The organism is Pedobacter panaciterrae (assembly GCF_013204795.1).
Classification (GTDB): domain Bacteria; phylum Bacteroidota; class Bacteroidia; order Sphingobacteriales; family Sphingobacteriaceae; genus Pedobacter; species Pedobacter panaciterrae.
In genome coordinates this window covers 95,155-111,634 of the sequence record NZ_JABMKW010000016.1, presented here as the reverse complement: position 1 = coordinate 111,634, position 16,480 = coordinate 95,155, and the positions used below count along the sequence as shown (strand labels likewise).

The following is a 16,480-nucleotide window of genomic DNA, read 5'->3' as shown; positions in this document are numbered from 1 at the left end:
AATGAAAACAATTTTCCGAGTGGCTAAAACGGAGCTTAAACTGCTGTTTTATTCTCCTATCGCCTGGTTTCTAATCATTATTTTTATGATTCAGTGCGGCTTTGTCTACCTGAAAGGGCTTGACGATGTTGCCTTAACGGTGGACGGGGGGTATAAAATTCCCTTTAGTATCATTGCCTCGATATTTTCCGGAGGAAGGGGCGTCCTTTCTAACGTGATGGGAAACCTTTATCTTTACCTTCCGTTACTTACCATGGGGCTCATCAGCCGGGAAACATCCAGCGGTACCATCCGGCTTTTATATTCGTCGCCGATCCGGGTTCGGGACATTGTACTGGGAAAATTTGCTGCAATGGTAGTCATGAGCATGCTGATGATCGGTATCGTTTCCATCTACATTATTGCCAGCTATTTCACAGTCAGCAACCCGGATACCGGCTTGCTGCTGAGCTGTGTGTTGGGCTTGTTCCTGCTGCTCTGCGCTTACTCTGCGATAGGAATCTTTATGTCCTGCCTGACCACTTATCAGATTGTGGCCGCTGTATGTACGTTCGTTACTTTCGGGATATTGTATAATGTTTCCGGATTATGGAGCGGTGTGCCCTTCGTCAGGGACGTTACGTACTTTCTTTCTGTCGCTGGCAGAACGGACTGGATGCTGGCAGGACTGATCACGAGCAATGGAATTGTTTATTTCCTCGCCATCGTTTTTATGTTTCTGCAGCTGACCATATTTAAACTTAAAACTGGAATGGAAACCATGTCCACACTAAAAAAGGCGATGGGTTACAGTATGATTGTCCTCATTACGCTAGCCATTGGTTACATCAGTTCCATTCCCCAACTCATTGTTTATTTTGACGTGACCAGGGATAAAAACAATACGATTAAGCCAGACACACAGAAAATTGTGGAGGACCTGGGTGATGAGCCACTTGAGGTTACCGGGTACGCAAACCTATTCGGCGGATTTATGGAAGACGCAAAACCGGAATCCTACCAGCTGAATATCAATCGTTGGGCACCTTATGTCAGGTTCAAACACAATATCAGATTGAAAACGGTATTGTACTATGATACTCTGGGTGTTGGCGAAGGGATGAAGAAAGCCAACCCCGGTAAAACACTGGCCGAGGTCGCGGCAAAATCCGCCAAAACTGCGGAGATCAGCTTAAGCCAGTTTAAGCGCCCTGAAGAGATCAGAAAAATGGTTGACCTTTCTCAGGAACCCAATTATTACATTATGCAGCTCAAATATAAAGGGAGGCAAACTTTTTTAAGGGTATTTCCTGATAATGACCACTGGCCATCCGAGACCGAAATTTCTGCTGCACTAAAAAGGTTGCTTCTTGCGAAAATTCCAAAAATCCTGTTTGTAACCGGAAATCTGGAGCGTAACATCAACAAAATGGGCGACCGTGAATACCGTGCTTTGGCAAACCTGAAGAATTTCAGGAATTCGCTGATTAATCAGGGCTTTGATGTGGATACCATTTCCTTACAAAGCGAATCGATTCCTAAAAACACTTCTGCCCTGGTGCTGGCTGATCCGAAAACTGAGCTGGACGATGTAGAGACGGCAAAATTGCAGCAGTTCATCGACAATGGTGGAAATTTGCTGATTTCCGGTGAGCCTGGAAAACAGGCCATGCTTAATCCCCTATTAAAACAGTTTGGCGTTCAACTGATGGCTGGGGCCATCGTGCAGGCCAGTAGAGATCTGGAGCCCCACCTTGCCGCGCCGTTTTTAACCGGCACGGGCGCCAAGCTCTATCCGCCACTTGTAGCCGCGCATTACGACAGTGTAGTGGTTTCAATGCCCATGGCCACGGCGCTCGGTATTGAAAATTCTAGCGGATATATCATTAAGCCTTTGCTGGTAACCGATGAAAGAAGAAGCTGGCTCAAAAAGGACAAATTTGTAACGGATTCCGCAAAGGTGAAATTTGAACCTGAACGGGGTGATTTGCAGAAGTCTTTCCCACTTGCGGTCAGCTTAGCCAGGAACACAAAAGGGAAGGAACAGCGCATCGTTGTTGTTGGTGACGCCGACTTTATGTCGAATATAGAGTTGAACCGTTTCAATATGAGGACCGCCAACTTTGCCTTCAATACAGGAATTTTTAGCTGGTTAAGTTATGGAGAGTTTCCAATTAGCAGCTACCGTCCTTCAGCGAAGGATACCACGCTGTTAATTAAAAGGGACCAAATTAAATACCTGCGTATCGCCTTTCTTTGGGTATTTCCAGGTATGATGGTGGCCATCGGAACATTGATATTGATCAGAAGAAAAAGAAAATAAAGAAATGGCATTCCTTACCGATCAGCAAACTATAGATGACCTGAACCTTTTTAGTAAATCAGGCGGAGATTCCATTTATCAGATTTTTAACAGGACCAAAACAAGGGGGGGAGCGGCGATACTGGAAGGAATGTTTCGCTTTCCGTTATCAGATGATGCTAAAATCAATCAGCGAAGTAAAGTTATACAGTATTTTGCCAGCTCCGGTAGGTCTTTTCCCTTTAGTACGGATCATTTTGACCCGGTGGAATCCTATATGCGAAATACAGACACAAGGACAAAACTATCTGCGCAAGATGATTCAATAGCGAAAAAGCTGAGCAATCTGGTTGCCCTTGATGCCGTTACCTCTGGTATATACGCTGGAATCACCTCCCTGATCAAGCTGCTGAAAGAACTGCACCAGTTTTTAAACGGGCTGAATATGGGAGATCTTGATTTTTACCAGCATGACAAGGCAGAATTATTAAACCTGCTGGCTTTACCAGGAATTACAGAAAGCCTCGTGTTGCCTGCTGGAGCAAGGCTGTCTTCCAATGAATATATGACCTACGACGAGGTTTTCAGGTTTCGCCATCGCGATGCGGTGCTTAGAATATTGGACTATGTTTACGGCCTGGATGTTTACTTCTCTGTGGCGAATGTGGCAGTAGAACGATCCTTTGTTTTTCCCAAGGCTTTACCTAAGCAGCAGCATGTGGTGAAACTAGAGGGAGTATATCATCCGCAGCTACAAAACGCGGTGGCCAATTCAATAAACATTACACCTGATAGCAATGTGATTTTCCTTACCGGCGCCAATATGGCTGGGAAATCAACCTTCATGAAGTCGTTGAGCATCTCCCTCTTTCTTGCCCATATGGGTTTCCCGGTTGCGGCCAAATACATGGAGTTTTCTGTGCTGGATGGAATTTATACCACGATAAACCTGCCAGATAATCTGGGTATGGGAGCAAGCCATTTTTACGTGGAGGTCCTGCGTGTAAAAAAAATAGCACAGGAACTCAAGCTGGGCAGGAATTTGTTTGTTCTTTTTGACGAGATGTTCAGGGGAACGAATGTGAAGGATGCAGCAGAAGCGACGATTGCTTTTACTGAAGCCTTCGCAGGGAAACGCAACAGCATGTTTGTCATTTCAACACACATTATTGAAGCAGGAGAAGTACTGAAGGAGAGATGTGATAACATCAATTTTGTATATCTGCCAACCCGTGTGGAAGGGAACAAGCCCATTTATACTTACACGCTGGAGCAAGGTTTGACGGCCGACAGGCATGGGATGATTATTATAAGAAACGAGGGGATACTGGATATTTTGGCTTCGGGCATGGAGCGGTTAAATACACAAAAAATATGAGCTTCACAGTAGACAAACAAACGCTTGAGGATTTGAACTTACTAGGTAAGTTTACACCTGGTTCCGTTTTTGCCATGTTTAATAAAGTACACACCAGTGGTGGTGAAAGGCTTTTGCAGCAGTTTTTTAAAAATCCCCTCACGGATGCTACCACCATCAACAAGCGGAGTGAGTTGTTTTGTTATTTTCAAGGTAAGAACCTGGATTTTCCATTTAGCCGTGTTGAATTCCAGCTCGTAGAAAATTATTTCAGCACCGCTAGCAGGAGAAACTATCCTGCCGCACTGATGGTTGTTTTTTCTAAAAAGATGCAGGCCGCACTGCTGAAGGACGAGCGATACTCCGCGCTCCAGGCGGGATTGGTTGCAACGATAAAGTTGTTAAACGCTTTAAGCGCTTTTCTAGAGCAATTCCAGGAATCCAATCCGACACCTTTTGATGAGGAACTTCATGTTCTTCAGGGTATCCTGGCAATGCCTTCACTCCGTAATGTGCTAAAAGAAAGGGGCGACAATGAATTTTCTACACCAAAACTAGCGGCTTATGACCATGTGCTGAAACACACCCTTCGTCGCAATATTGAGGTTTTACTGGAATGTATTTATAGGCTCGATGTTTATCTTGCCGTGGGCAAAGTTGGAAAGGCTCAGGGCTTCGCCTGTGCACAGGCTGTACCCAAGGGAAAACAAATAATAGAAATTGCCGCACTTTGGCATCCGGCATTAATTAAGGGCGTGGCAAACCCTGTTAGTCTTAGTGAACACAATAACATGATTTTCCTGACCGGGGCCAATATGGCTGGGAAGTCTACCTTCATGAAGTCTTTAGGCATCGCGCTTTATCTTGCGCACATGGGCTTTCCGCTTGCTGCTAGAGGGATGCGTTTCTCAGTTTGCGATGGAATTTACTCTTCCATTAATGTTCCCGATAGCTTAAACATGGGGTATAGTCATTTCTTCGCAGAGGTTTTGAGGGTGAAAAAAGCAGCAGAAGAAGTGGCCAGTGGTAAAAGCTTTTTGGTGCTATTTGATGAGCTGTTTAAAGGGACCAATGTTAAGGATGCTTACGATGCGACGCTGTCTGTAACTACTGCTTTCGCACAATTCAGGCAATGCTTTTTCATCATTTCAACTCACATCATTGAAGTGGGGGAGGCCTTGCAAAAGTCAACGGATAATGTGCTGTTTGCCTATCTGCCTACGGTGATGGATGGAAAAGTGCCAAGATACACCTACCTTCTAGAAAAGGGTATAACAACGGACCGTCAGGGAATGCTCATTATTGAAAATGAAGGGATTTTAGACCTGCTTAAAAGTTAAGATAAATAAATTGTGATGGGATCCATCACCTGAGTTAATAAAAATACGAATGAAACACATGAAACACAACATACTTTGGATCGGTATTTTACTGATCATGACCGGGACTTCTGTTGCACAGAAGGGACTAAGCAGAAAGGAAGCGGAAGCACTTTCGGTTAAAGAATGGGCACTGGAAAAACAGCGCTTACTTCCTTCCGCACAAAAAGTGTGGGCGGAAGGGGTAATTGCTTTCAATAAATACACAATGCCTATCGCTTATAGGGTATTTGGAGAAAAGCCTGCAGACGGACGAAGCCTTTACATCTCCCTGCATGGTGGGGGAAATGCTCCGGCCGCAGTAAACCATCAGCAGTGGGAAAACCAGCGAACACTCTATAACATTCCGGAAGGTTTGGTTATTGTGCCGTTGGCACCTACCAATACCTGGAATTTATGGCACGAGGACCATATAGATAACCTGCTGGATTCACTGATACGCTATGGGGTAATATTAGAAGATGTGAATCCCAATAAGGTATACATTCTGGGCTACTCTGCCGGTGGGGATGGTGTTTTTCAGCTGGGGCCGCGCATGGCCGACCGCTGGGCTGCGGCTTCTATGATGGCAGGACATCCCGGTGATGCCAATGCACTCAACCTTCGTAACCTCCCATTTTCCATTTACATGGGGGGTAGAGATACCGCCTATCACCGCAATACCCTGGCCGTTTCCTTCAACCAAAAGTTAGATAGCCTACAGCGGCTTGATCCAAAAGGCTTTGTTCATGATTTTCATTTATATGCCGACAAAGCCCACTGGATGGACAGAAGGGATACCATCGCGATCCCATGGATGTCCTCTTTTAAAAGAAATCCATTCCCGGAAAGAGTCATATGGGTGGAAGATGATAGGGTTCAGCACCGGTCTTATTGGTTATCCGCGCCTGCTTCAGCGCAGATAAAGGGCTCGGCCGCAGATGTCAGCATCAAGGGAAATGAAATTTACATCAACAAAAATACCTTTAGCGAACTCTATCTCAACCTTAATGATCAGTTCCTGGATCTTGATAAACCTGTTTCTGTGAGGATTGGCGGTCGGGTCGTGTTCCGAAAGAAGCTAAAAAGAAGTTTGGCAACAATTAGCAGTACAATCCGGGAGTATCAGGATCCGTCTATGGTCTTCTCGGCAAAGCTCATCCTGGCCGGAAACCAGGTTCGGCTGGCTAATTTTTGATAAGCTATGGCCTTGCCTCAACAAGCACTGTCATTGTGGCGACACTGGTTCTTGACAAGGGATTGCTGGTAATATTTTGGATGGCGAAACTGTTACGTTTGGAGGTTAGGAATTGCAGCCTTATTTACTTTAGTTAATAGTGTATGCTGATGACCATGACATCAAGATGGAAGAGGTTAAAATCCATTAATTCAGTATATTGAAACGCAATACCGGCGTCTTGGGTTACTGGAACCTGGATTTTCAGGCTACAAAATATGGGTCCAACGTCCGGCCATTATATTGTACTGGCCGGACATGACCTGAATCCCCTAATTTAGGTGCCTACAAGGGGAAATGAAGAGTCTATTCGTAAAAAAAATAGGTAGTTAATAAGGAGGCCAGGGTTGGTGGATGCCATCCTGGCTTATCTATAGAAAGTGAAACAAAAAAACGTAAAAAATGAGATATAAATTTTTAATGATTCTTTCGTTATCGGGATTATGTCTTCGCAGCACTGCGCAGGAGATAAAATACATCGAATATGATTTGGACAATGGCCTGCATGTAATTCTTCACCAGGACAAAAGAGCCCCGGTGGTAGCTGTCTCGGTAATGTATCATGTTGGCTCTAAGGATGAAGATCCGCAAAGAACCGGCTTTGCCCACTTTTTTGAACATCTTCTGTTTGAAGGCAGTGACAATATGAAGCGCGGAGATTTTATGAAGATTGTCAGCAGCAATGGCGGACAGAACAATGCCAATACTTCACAGGACAGGACATTTTATTATGAAATTTTCCCTTCAAATCAGCTCGAACTTGGGCTATGGCTGGAAAGTGAACGTATGCTTCATCCGAAAATTGATAATGTGGGTGTTAAGACTCAAAACGAAGTGGTTAAAGAAGAAAAACGTCTGCGCATTGACAATAAACCCTATGGTAAATTTGCTGAAAATATCTTCACTCATTTGTTTGAAGGACATCCGTACAGCTGGCAGCCAATCGGTTCTATGGCCCATCTGGATGCTGCTAAACTGGATGAATTTATTGCTTTTTTCAAAAAATACTATGTGCCTAATAATGCTGTGCTGACAATTGCCGGGGATCTGAACATAGAAAAAACCAAAGACCTCGTCGCTAAATATTTTAACGAAGTGCCAAAAGGCATGCCGGTGGTTAAGGGATCTTTCGAGTTAAAACCGATTGCCAGACAAATTGTAGATACGGTTTATGATGCCAATATCCAAATTCCGGCAATATTTGCAGCCTACCGTGTTCCGGGAATGAAAAGCCGTGACAATAAGGTGCTGGAAATGGTCAGTACCATTTTGTCCGGTGGCGGAAGCTCAAGACTGAGCACGAAAATGGTGGATGAGAAAAAGACCGCTTTGCAGGTTGCTGCTTTCAATTATACGCTGGAAGACTATGGTGCTTACATCACACTGGCACTACCCAACAACAACACTTCTTTAAACGATCTTTTAATAGACATCGATGCTGAGGTTGTTCGCCTGCAGACTGATCTGATCAGTGAATCTGAATTTAAAAAGCTGCAAAACCAGTTTGAGAACGGTTATGTCAGTGCCAATACAACAATGATCGGGGTGGCTGAAAATCTTTCCAATGGCTATACGTTTCACAACAAGAATACGAACGACCTGAATGAACAGCTCGCACAAATCAAATCAATCACTCGTGAAGAGATCCGGGATGTCGCCAAAAAATACCTCAGCAAAGACCAGCGTATAGTACTTTATTACCTGCCAAAGAAATAAACATGAAGAAGATATTTACATTAGCCATAGCTGCCCTGTTTGTTCAGGCAGTATCTGCACAGAAATTAGACAGGAGCCAGAAACCAAAACCAGGACCTGCACCAACCATTACATTTGCTGATCCTGTGATCTATAAATTGCCAAATGGCATTACTGTTCTGGTGGTAGAAAATCATAAATTACCGAAGATTTCCGCAAGTTACAGCATTGATGCAGGACCGATCACTGAGGGTGAGAAAGCCGGTGTTATCGGATTACTGGGCGGCATGCTCAATGAGGGTACCACTACACAAACAAAAGCCCAGTTTGATGAGGCAGTTGATCAGATGGGCGCAGAAGTAGGCGTTTCCGCCAGTGGAGGACAGGCATCTGCACTGACCCGCTATTTTGGTGACGCTTTTTTATTAATGGCTGATGCCCTGAGAAATCCGTCTTTTCCGCAGGCATCATTTGACAAGCTCAAGTCACAAAGTCTTACTAATCTGAAATCCAGTGAACGAAGTGCCACTGCGATTTCAGGGCGTGTGGTTAATGCGCTTTCTTTTGGACTGAACCATCCTTACGGCGAGTTTGAAACCGAGCAAAGCATCAATTCCATTACCCTAGATGATGTGAAAGCCGCGTATAAAAAATATGTGACACCTTCAAGAGGCTATTTAACCTTTGTTGGTGATATTAAACCGGAAGCTGCGAAGGCCCTGGCCATTAAAGCATTTGGTGACTGGAAGGGCCCTGTGCTTACCTTCCCTGTTTTAACCAGGGTCAGTAACCCTGCGAAAACGGAAGTAGACCTCGTGAATGTTCTGAAAGCAGTTCAGTCGGAGATCACTGTGACCAATCTCATTGATTTACCAATGGGCAGCCCCGATTACCATGCGGTTTTGCTTGCCAATCAAATTCTGGGCGGCGGGGCGGATGCCAAACTTTTTAGAAATCTGAGGGAAAAACACGGCTTTACTTATGGTGCCTATTCTAAAACAGGTTCAGGACGTCTGCAGTCCACTTTCAGTGCTTCGGCTTCGGTGAGAAATGAGAAAGTGGATAGTGCTGTGATAGAGATTTTAAAAGAGATCAATGTGATGCGTACGAAAAAAGTTAGTCCAGAAATGCTCCAGGATGCAAAGAATTTATACAACGGTTCTTTTGCACTGGGTCTGGAAAACCCGGCCCGTGGTGCGGGCTTTGCAAGCAGCATCCTGATCAACAACCTTCCAAAGGACTTTTATCGTACCTATCTGCAGAAATTAAATGCGGTTACTGCGGATGATGTCCTTCGCGTCAGCAAAAAATACTTTTTGCATGACAATGCCAGGGTCGTTATTGTAGGAAAAACCGAAATGTTTTTGTCCGGACTTAAAAAGTCAGGTTTCAACATCAAGGAATTTAGTGGGTATGCAGAGCCTATAAAAATGAAATAATACTGATCATGATTTTGAATAATAAGAAAGTTCCACTTGATTTGTTGGAAATGGTTTATGCAATCCGATCTATCAGAATAGCTTAGTGATGTGAAAAGTTGAAACTACAATAGACATGATCTAATCACCCTGTTTTTCATCAGCTGGAATTGAACCGTGTCTGTAAGTACAAATAGTAGCTGAAAGCTAAGCAACCTGGTCTGGCATAGCTATTGGGGGCAGGTCAATAAAAGAACTCACGAACCAAAGGGAATAACAAATAGAATATTGACTTTTAAAGATTAACAGCGCTTTTTATATTTTTAATTTATAGGTATCTCCAAATCCTCGATAACGTGCTCAATAAGCAACAAAAAGCGATTTAAATGTTCAAAGTATTCCTGCTGATGGGTACATTTTTTTAACACTGTGTTAGTGTAGTGTTAAAGTTTCTTAGGAAAATTATTAAAGGGGCTGTAGATTAATGTCTGCAACCCCTCTTGTTAATGACAAGCATTTTATGTAAATTTGATATAGTTTTAAGGTCAACATTTCATGGACAAAAGGAAACAAACATTTGATCAGGCCGAATTGGAACTTTTAAAAGAGGGTCTGAAACGAAGCTATAAAGAACGTTTTGAAATGGCTACGCGTTTGTATAAAATACAACAGACCATGAGTAAGGCTTCTATATCACATAAACCATTTATCAGTAAATAATTCGTGGACATCTTTGATGAAGAGATACTAAATTTTTGGAGAGCACTTCAAGAGTATAATGTGCAATATATTATGGTCGGTGGTTATGCCACCAATTTACACGGCTACCAGCGTTTTACAGGTGACTTAGATATTTGGCTAAAAGACACCTTAGAAAATAGAAAGCAACTGAGAAAAGCATTTGTAAAATGTGATATGGGGGATTATCCACTGATCGAAACTATGCAATTTATACTTGGCTGGACAGATTTTCACCTTAACAATGGTCTCCGTTTAGATATACTCATTGAAATGAAGGGGCTTGAAGGATATACCTTTGACGAATGTTTGGAAATGGCCTCTATTGCGGATATTGATAACGTAAATGTTCCTTTTTTGCATATTAATCAATTAATTGAGAATAAGAAGATTGTTAATCGCCCAAAAGATCAGATTGACGTAGCGGCACTTGAACAAATACGAAAGTTGCGAGACGATTTTTAATTCGACACAATCTGTTTTTGATTTTAAAAATCGGTTGGGAAATCATAAAGACGGGCACATTTTTTTATGTCCTCTTTGAAAGCCTTAGTTAACGATATGTTTTGGAGTACAACCGTACTTTGAACAAATCAAAGTACGGTTTCTTATGAAAAAATCATTGTTTTTTTTCTATGTCATCCTTGTTCTAAATATTCTTGCTAATGGTTCAGTCTGGTGATTCGGAATAGCAGATTAGTTTGGGAAACCCGGAAATTCCAACGGATTAATAACGGTTCGTTCCATACCTTCTCCTGGAGTTGCAACAGAATCCCTACGATTTTATGGTCGCTGGATGTTTGGCATTAGCCAGTAATCTTAAGCGATTGAATTAAACCCTGCTGAAGAACGAGGTTAAAGTTAAGAATGACCGGGCTACCTGGAAATGTTCCGGAAATCTCTGCTGTAAATACCGACCCCTTTTCAGCTTCCTTATAACTAATCGGTTTTAAAGTAGCTTGATACTGTTGGTTCGAATTTTCAATCCATTTTTGAATTGCTGTTCTTCCAATATGGTTTTTTCCTTCGTCGAATACTTCGGCGTTTTCTGAAAAAAGTGAGGAATAAGCTGCAGCATCATGGCTGTTTTGCGCTTCAACTAGGTCTGTTATTAATTTTGGTAAGTTCATGATATTTATTTTAAATTACTTATTGTTGTACAAATTTCGGTGGTACTAGCGGCACGCACAAGTAGGGGATTACGATTCGAATACGGAAAAATTTATCCGTATTGTTTCATTAATGACCTACATGTATCTTTGTTAGATGTACGAGAAAAAAACTTTTCCCAATTTAAACTGTGGCCTCGATTTAGTTGGAGAGGTACTTTATGGCAAATGGAAAATGCGGTTGTTGTGGTTTATCAACGAGGGTTACTTGCGTCCGAGCGAGCTGCAACGCAAAATACCGGATGCAAGTCGTAGGGTAATCAATATTCAGCTAAAGGAACTCGAGGAACATGAATTGGTTATCAGAACAATCTATCCGGTGATGCCACCAAAGGTAGAGTATTCACTTACTGAGTTTGGCAAAACCTTGATACCGGTAATCGCCGCTATTGGGAATTGGGGAGATGAGTATCAGGACAGTTTGAAACGTGTGATTTTGAAAGGATATCCACAGTTGGCCTGATTTTTTCAGAGTGAGGATTAGCTGAATTAAGCCCAAGTTGATTTCGGTCAGCATTTTAAATTCATCCCAAATGCAACCCAGGCTGGTATTGTTGTAATTTTTTAAACGGTTGGGATGGTGCCTCCATCAATAACAAATTCGGTTCCGGTAAGATAGCTTGCCCTTGGTGAAACAAGAAACCCGACAAATTCAGCAACTTCTTCAGGCATTGCTGGTCTGCCGTATGGAATGCCACCAAGTGCATTCATTACACTTTGTGTGGCCTGTTCTATCGAAATTGCTTCGCTCTTCGATATGCGTTCCATCATTCTCTTTGAGCCGTCAGTCATGATCCAGCCCGGAGAAACTGTTAGAATTCGAACTCCTTTTGGGGTAACCTCTTTAGAAAGTCCCTTACTGTAATTGATCAGTCCGGCCTTGGCAGCCGCATAGGGTAGTGTGCTTTCATATAACGGAAGTTTCCCCTGAATGGATGCGATGTGAATAATCACACCGGTTTTTTGTTTAATCATTTGCGGCAAAAATGCCCTGTCTAATCTTACTGGTGCTAAAAGATTGGTCTGCAATGTTTCTTCCCAGTGTTCATCTGTTAAATTAGCGAAACCACCCGCCGGAGTTTCCGAACCACCAAGGTTATTGATCAGGATATCGAGCCCGCCAAACTTTGATAATACCTCTGTTACTACTTTTGCCGTTCCATCGGGACTGCTGAGGTCTGCCGAAATATAATACAGCTTTTCATTGGGCTCTTCAGTCCTGTTTCTTGCGGTGATGATTACATTTGCCCCGGCTGCCAGTAGCCTTTCGGCAATTGCTTTTCCGGTGCCTTTGGTTCCACCTGTTACCATGGCAATCTTGCCGGATAGTTCGCTATTGAAATTAAATTCCTTTTCCATTGTATATATATATTATACAAAATTCAGGTATACTACAGTTTCCTACAAGTACGGTATTACGATTCGGATAGCGTAAAATTTATCCCTATGCAATTCGCATTTCCGTAATTGCGATGATTAAATGTACCCTATATATTTACCTTATGTAGTGCGAGGAATGGTTTTGTGCTAGATGGCATGTGGGCTAAAAGTCCAATTGCTTCTTGATGATGATTTAGTATGGGCTCTATAAATCTATACTATGGGAAAAATGTACAAGACTGTTGTCCGTTTGTCCATTTCATGAGGCTGGCATTCTCCCCATCTTTGTAATGTAAACAAACAACAAATATTTCAAACATTAATTTAAAAAAATAGCAATGAAAAATCTAATCTTAACCGCAAGTCTAATCATGACTTTATTAACAAGCCAGTTCGCTTTTTCACAAAGCAAAAGAATCCCAGCTTCAGCCGGAAGGACGGAATATATCGAAGTTGAGCCAGGTGTAAAACTTCACGTAACTGATCTTGGCGAAGGACAACCAATTGTATTGATTCACGGATGGCCACTTAGCGATGAAATGTACCAATATCAATATCAGTATTTGGTAAGGAAGGGTTTCAGGGTGATCGGCATTTCATTGCGTGGTTTCGGTAAATCTGATAAACCTTATGGAAAGTACAATTTCGATGTTTTTTCAGATGACATTTATGCCGTTCTTCATACCTTAAAAATAGAGAAGGCTGTGCTGGGTGGTTTTTCTATGGGCGGAGCAGTTACTATCCACTATGTGAACAAATATAAATCAGCACATGTAAGCAAACTAGCGCTGTTTGCGGCAGCGGCTCCATCTTGGAAGCAACGTGCAGATTACAACTACGGAATATCCGAGGAAGGCGCTGCGGGACTGATTAAACAAACCATGACAAGCAGAGAAGACCTGATAGCAGGATTAGGAGCAGCATTCGCGGCAAAAGGCACTACTCTTCCAAAAAATGTAGATAAATGGTTGGAGAATATCAATCTGTCTGCAAGTCCTTATGTTGTTACTGAATCTATCAGTGCACTTGGTGATCTTGATTTGCGTCCGGTGCTTAAGAACATCACGATCCCTGTAGCCATATTTCAGGGCACAAAAGATCAACTAATTGATTTTACGCTGGCTGAGCAATTAAATAAAGGCTTAAAAAACTCCTATATCGTAAAATTCGAGAACAGCGGGCATGCACTTTTTGTAGAAGAGATGGACAAATTTAACTCGGAGCTTGAGCAGTTTGCGAAAAAATAATAATGAAAGTTGCCTGTTGGTTTAAATACTTGCAGGTAATTTTCGTTTTAACCAATCTTGAAATCATCATCAAGAATGGTAATTTTATTTTTTAATCCATTTGATTAGCCCAATTATGAAACAGAGCATTTTTGATGCGAATCTTAAAACCATCGGCATGGTAAATGTTGATCTAGAAAATATTGAAGCCATCAATTCCGACACTTACAAATCCTATATCAAGGTGCTTTATCTTAATGAAGGATTTGAGATAAAAGTGGACTTCAATGTTTACATTACTACTGGTTCAACGCTTTTCTTTATCAGTCCAAATCAGGTACTGAGCATTGAGAAATTGGGTGAGCAACCCGGCCTTTTTGTGTTCTATAACCGCGACTTTTATTGCATACAGTTACATGATGAGGAAGTTGCCTGCGATGGATTCTTGTTCAATAACATTAGCAATATGCCGATGACGGTGATACCCGAGCAGGATGCCACATTTATTGAGTACCTGTTTTCTCGGATCGAGGATGAATTTGAACTCAAGGATGGATCGCTGGAGGAAATGATCAGGACTTATCTTAAGCAGCTTTTGATCAAGTCTACCCGATTATGGAAGGTGCAACACCTAGAAGGAGCGATGGCCGCCAGATCGAACAATGACCTTGAGTTCTTTAGGAAATTTACCCAATTAGTCGAAGTGAACTTTAAGGAAAAGCATAATGTTGCCGACTACGCCGACCTGCTGATGATAGCCCCAAAAACCCTTACCCATAGATTCAAGCGACTTAACCTTCCTCAGCCGAACGAAATCATCAAGAACAGGATTATTCTAGAAGCAAAAAGATTACTTGTACATACCGACAGAACTGCAAAGGAGATTGCCTACGCGCTGGGTTATGAAGATCCTGCCTATTTCAGTAGACTATTTTTTATCAAGACCGGTGAACCGCCATCTAGCTTCAGGTCTAAATACCTAAATTTACATGAACCAAAACAGGCTTAATCGTCAATGATCTTGTATGTGATCAACTAAAAATAGAGAGGTCTTACTAGGCGTTGCGGCAGCGTTTTTTCTGTTAATTTTATTGTTAACTGTTTAATGGCATCGGAAGGAGGCAGTTGAATCTGGAGTTCATTATGGTACTTCAATTGAAATTATATCCAAAATGCAATCCCGGCTGCCCGAAGAAGAATTTTGACCATCTATCGTCAACCTTTTTAAACGAATCAGGCATTTTTGATTGATAAGGGCGGTGAGTTATTGCTATTGAAGGTTGAAAAAAAAGCCTGTCCTTGAAAAGTTTAATGTGATAACCAATGGAATAGGTGTTAAATATTTGAAAGCCATTGTCAATCTTATTACCGTTATCATTTACAAAGCTTTGCCAAGCTGGCATCACGTCAACTTGAGCGAAAAGACGATTCCATAAAAACCTTTGATAATTAAGTGAAACCCCGTATTCACGAATATGACCTGGAAACCCTTCTCCTTCTGCTTCAAATGATTTTCCGTAAGGAATGCCAATTGGCCAGCCATATTTCCAAGTTTTTAGCTCTAGTGAAATTACATCCTTTCCTGTAATGCGGTAACCTAAGTTCAGATAAGCCATACCAGGCGGATTATTATCAGCTACTACATTAGCTATCATAAATAAGGTGCTGCCTATGAAATACTTTCTATAAGTGCTGTCTTGTTTGGAATATTGGGCTTTTACTTGTAGGGCGCTTGCCGTCATTAAAGTCAGGGCGAAACATAAAATTTTCTTTTGCATAAGTATATTAGTTGTTAAACGATAAGCAAAGGTAGATTGGCGAGTTGGCATAACTCGTTCACTTAAGTTAAGAAATGAACCTTACTTAGGGTATTTAGTTCTTGAAGATTTAACACTCTCATAGTTTTTTATGTGAAACAATTTTTTACGGCTAATAATAAACCAACAAGAAATATTAAATTTGATACCTATCGCCTAAATATTAGAAATATGCAGTTGAATAATGATAAAATGGATCAAATCCTGTTAAATTTTTTAGCGAGATATGTAATCCTGTCTGAAGAGGAGCAAAATGTTATTTTAGAGTTAGCCATTTTTAAAAGTTTTAGGAAAGGAACAATTTTATTGAAAGAGGGTCAACTCTCAAAGGATGCCTATTTTGTGCTTCAAGGATGCATTAGGTGCTATTATATAGTTGATACTGAAGAAAAGACTACTGCTTTTTATACCGAGTCTGAAACCTTTAACCCCCCAGGCGCATTAAACCATACCCCATCTGAATATTATGTTGATTGTCTTGAGGACTCTATTTTGATTGTAGCGAGTTCAGAAACAGATGAAGAACTTTTTGTAAAATACCCTGTCTTAGAAAAACTGTGTCGTCTTGTTTCCGAAGATTTACACTCAAAAAGTCAAATAGCGTTTGATAATTTTAAGATTTCTACACCAGAACAACGCTATTTGAATTTGCTAGAAATAAGGCCGGATTTGGCTCAAAGAATTCCTCAGTACCATTTAGCGAGTTATTTGGGTATCACTCCGCAATCTTTAAGTAGAATGAGAAAGAGACTGGTTAGAAAAGCCTCTTAAATTTACGACACCAAATCGTTTCTTAACTTAAGG

Annotated in this window: 15 protein-coding genes; 12 read left to right on the top strand and 3 right to left on the bottom strand. The window is 41.7% G+C overall.

From position 1 onward, the window contains the following. The first annotated feature begins 1 nt into the window (after nt 1). The 8 genes from HQN86_RS08440 to HQN86_RS08405 all read left to right on the top strand — a co-directional run bounded on the left by HQN86_RS08440 (nt 2) and on the right by HQN86_RS08405 (nt 10,549). Nucleotides 2–2,302 carry a Gldg family protein gene (locus HQN86_RS08440; protein ID WP_172660569.1) on the top strand — a complete coding sequence of 767 codons (2,301 nt, stop codon included), beginning with the start codon at nt 2–4 and terminating at the stop codon, nt 2,300–2,302. A 4-nt stretch (nt 2,303–2,306) separates the two neighbouring features. Then, nucleotides 2,307–3,659, top strand: coding sequence for a MutS-related protein (locus HQN86_RS08435; RefSeq protein WP_172660568.1), 1,353 nt, complete (start codon nt 2,307–2,309; stop codon nt 3,657–3,659). Further along, the gene (locus HQN86_RS08430; RefSeq protein ID WP_172660567.1) at nt 3,656–4,978 is read left to right on the top strand and encodes a MutS-related protein; all 1,323 of its coding nucleotides are present in this window, start codon (nt 3,656–3,658) and stop codon (nt 4,976–4,978) included. The genes HQN86_RS08435 and HQN86_RS08430 overlap by 4 nt, the downstream gene beginning before the upstream one ends. A gap of 58 nt (nt 4,979–5,036) precedes the next feature. Next, the gene (locus HQN86_RS08425; RefSeq protein ID WP_172660566.1) at nt 5,037–6,194 is read left to right on the top strand and encodes an alpha/beta hydrolase family protein; all 1,158 of its coding nucleotides are present in this window, start codon (nt 5,037–5,039) and stop codon (nt 6,192–6,194) included. A 441-nt stretch (nt 6,195–6,635) separates the two neighbouring features. Further along, the gene (locus HQN86_RS08420; RefSeq protein ID WP_172660565.1) at nt 6,636–7,949 is read left to right on the top strand and encodes a M16 family metallopeptidase; all 1,314 of its coding nucleotides are present in this window, start codon (nt 6,636–6,638) and stop codon (nt 7,947–7,949) included. A gap of 2 nt (nt 7,950–7,951) precedes the next feature. Next, the gene (locus HQN86_RS08415) at nt 7,952–9,367 is read left to right on the top strand and encodes a M16 family metallopeptidase (protein ID WP_172660564.1); all 1,416 of its coding nucleotides are present in this window, start codon (nt 7,952–7,954) and stop codon (nt 9,365–9,367) included. Nucleotides 9,368–9,901: 534 nt separating this feature from the next. Then, nucleotides 9,902–10,066, top strand: coding sequence for a hypothetical protein (locus HQN86_RS08410; protein ID WP_157247259.1), 165 nt, complete (start codon nt 9,902–9,904; stop codon nt 10,064–10,066). Nucleotides 10,067–10,069: 3 nt separating this feature from the next. Then, nucleotides 10,070–10,549, top strand: coding sequence for a hypothetical protein (locus HQN86_RS08405; RefSeq protein ID WP_172660563.1), 480 nt, complete (start codon nt 10,070–10,072; stop codon nt 10,547–10,549). Nucleotides 10,550–10,890: 341 nt separating this feature from the next. Here HQN86_RS08405 and HQN86_RS08400 read toward each other — a convergent pair whose 3' ends face one another. Then, the gene (locus tag HQN86_RS08400) at nt 10,891–11,214 is read right to left on the bottom strand and encodes a nuclear transport factor 2 family protein (RefSeq protein WP_172660562.1); all 324 of its coding nucleotides are present in this window, start codon (nt 11,212–11,214) and stop codon (nt 10,891–10,893) included. Between the two features lie 136 nt (nt 11,215–11,350). Here HQN86_RS08400 and HQN86_RS08395 point away from each other — a divergent pair, with 136 nt between their 5' ends. Next, entirely contained in the window at nt 11,351–11,716 is a 366-nt protein-coding gene (locus tag HQN86_RS08395) for a winged helix-turn-helix transcriptional regulator (protein WP_090779212.1), read from the top strand. Between the two features lie 101 nt (nt 11,717–11,817). Here the strand turns inward: HQN86_RS08395 and HQN86_RS08390 are convergent, their stop codons facing one another. Then, entirely contained in the window at nt 11,818–12,612 is a 795-nt protein-coding gene (locus tag HQN86_RS08390) for an SDR family oxidoreductase (protein ID WP_172660561.1), read from the bottom strand. A gap of 359 nt (nt 12,613–12,971) precedes the next feature. Here HQN86_RS08390 and HQN86_RS08385 point away from each other — a divergent pair, with 359 nt between their 5' ends. Both HQN86_RS08385 and HQN86_RS08380 read left to right on the top strand, forming a co-directional pair. Continuing rightward, nucleotides 12,972–13,880, top strand: coding sequence for an alpha/beta fold hydrolase (locus HQN86_RS08385; protein WP_172660560.1), 909 nt, complete (start codon nt 12,972–12,974; stop codon nt 13,878–13,880). A gap of 115 nt (nt 13,881–13,995) precedes the next feature. Then, nucleotides 13,996–14,868, top strand: coding sequence for a helix-turn-helix domain-containing protein (locus HQN86_RS08380; protein WP_172660559.1), 873 nt, complete (start codon nt 13,996–13,998; stop codon nt 14,866–14,868). Between the two features lie 142 nt (nt 14,869–15,010). Here HQN86_RS08380 and HQN86_RS08375 read toward each other — a convergent pair whose 3' ends face one another. Continuing rightward, nucleotides 15,011–15,688, bottom strand: a complete 678-nt coding sequence (locus HQN86_RS08375) for a hypothetical protein (RefSeq protein ID WP_216854364.1) — start codon at nt 15,686–15,688, stop codon at nt 15,011–15,013. A gap of 81 nt (nt 15,689–15,769) precedes the next feature. On the opposite strand from HQN86_RS08375, the gene HQN86_RS08370 reads away from it, so the two are divergent. Beyond that, on the top strand, nt 15,770–16,447 hold the full coding sequence (locus HQN86_RS08370; RefSeq protein WP_317171673.1) for a Crp/Fnr family transcriptional regulator: 678 nt from the start codon (nt 15,770–15,772) through the stop codon (nt 16,445–16,447). The last annotated feature ends 33 nt before the right edge of the window (nt 16,448–16,480 follow it).

Bases quoted from the DNA above. Each gene is read 5' to 3' on its own strand.
- HQN86_RS08435 (WP_172660568.1), top strand. From the start codon at position 2,307: ATGGCATTCCTTACCGATCAGCAAACTATAGATGACCTGAACCTTTTT.
- HQN86_RS08430 (WP_172660567.1), top strand. From the start codon at position 3,656: ATGAGCTTCACAGTAGACAAACAAACGCTTGAGGATTTGAACTTACTA.
- HQN86_RS08425 (WP_172660566.1), top strand. From the start codon at position 5,037: ATGAAACACAACATACTTTGGATCGGTATTTTACTGATCATGACCGGG.
- HQN86_RS08440 (WP_172660569.1), top strand. From the start codon at position 2: ATGAAAACAATTTTCCGAGTGGCTAAAACGGAGCTTAAACTGCTGTTT.
- HQN86_RS08420 (WP_172660565.1), top strand. From the start codon at position 6,636: ATGAGATATAAATTTTTAATGATTCTTTCGTTATCGGGATTATGTCTT.
- HQN86_RS08410 (WP_157247259.1), top strand. From the start codon at position 9,902: ATGGACAAAAGGAAACAAACATTTGATCAGGCCGAATTGGAACTTTTA.
- HQN86_RS08385 (WP_172660560.1), top strand. From the start codon at position 12,972: ATGAAAAATCTAATCTTAACCGCAAGTCTAATCATGACTTTATTAACA.
- HQN86_RS08395 (WP_090779212.1), top strand. From the start codon at position 11,351: ATGTACGAGAAAAAAACTTTTCCCAATTTAAACTGTGGCCTCGATTTA.
- HQN86_RS08400 (WP_172660562.1), bottom strand. From the start codon at position 11,214: ATGAACTTACCAAAATTAATAACAGACCTAGTTGAAGCGCAAAACAGC.
- HQN86_RS08390 (WP_172660561.1), bottom strand. From the start codon at position 12,612: ATGGAAAAGGAATTTAATTTCAATAGCGAACTATCCGGCAAGATTGCC.
- HQN86_RS08415 (WP_172660564.1), top strand. From the start codon at position 7,952: ATGAAGAAGATATTTACATTAGCCATAGCTGCCCTGTTTGTTCAGGCA.
- HQN86_RS08375 (WP_216854364.1), bottom strand. From the start codon at position 15,688: ATGCCAACTCGCCAATCTACCTTTGCTTATCGTTTAACAACTAATATA.
- HQN86_RS08380 (WP_172660559.1), top strand. From the start codon at position 13,996: ATGAAACAGAGCATTTTTGATGCGAATCTTAAAACCATCGGCATGGTA.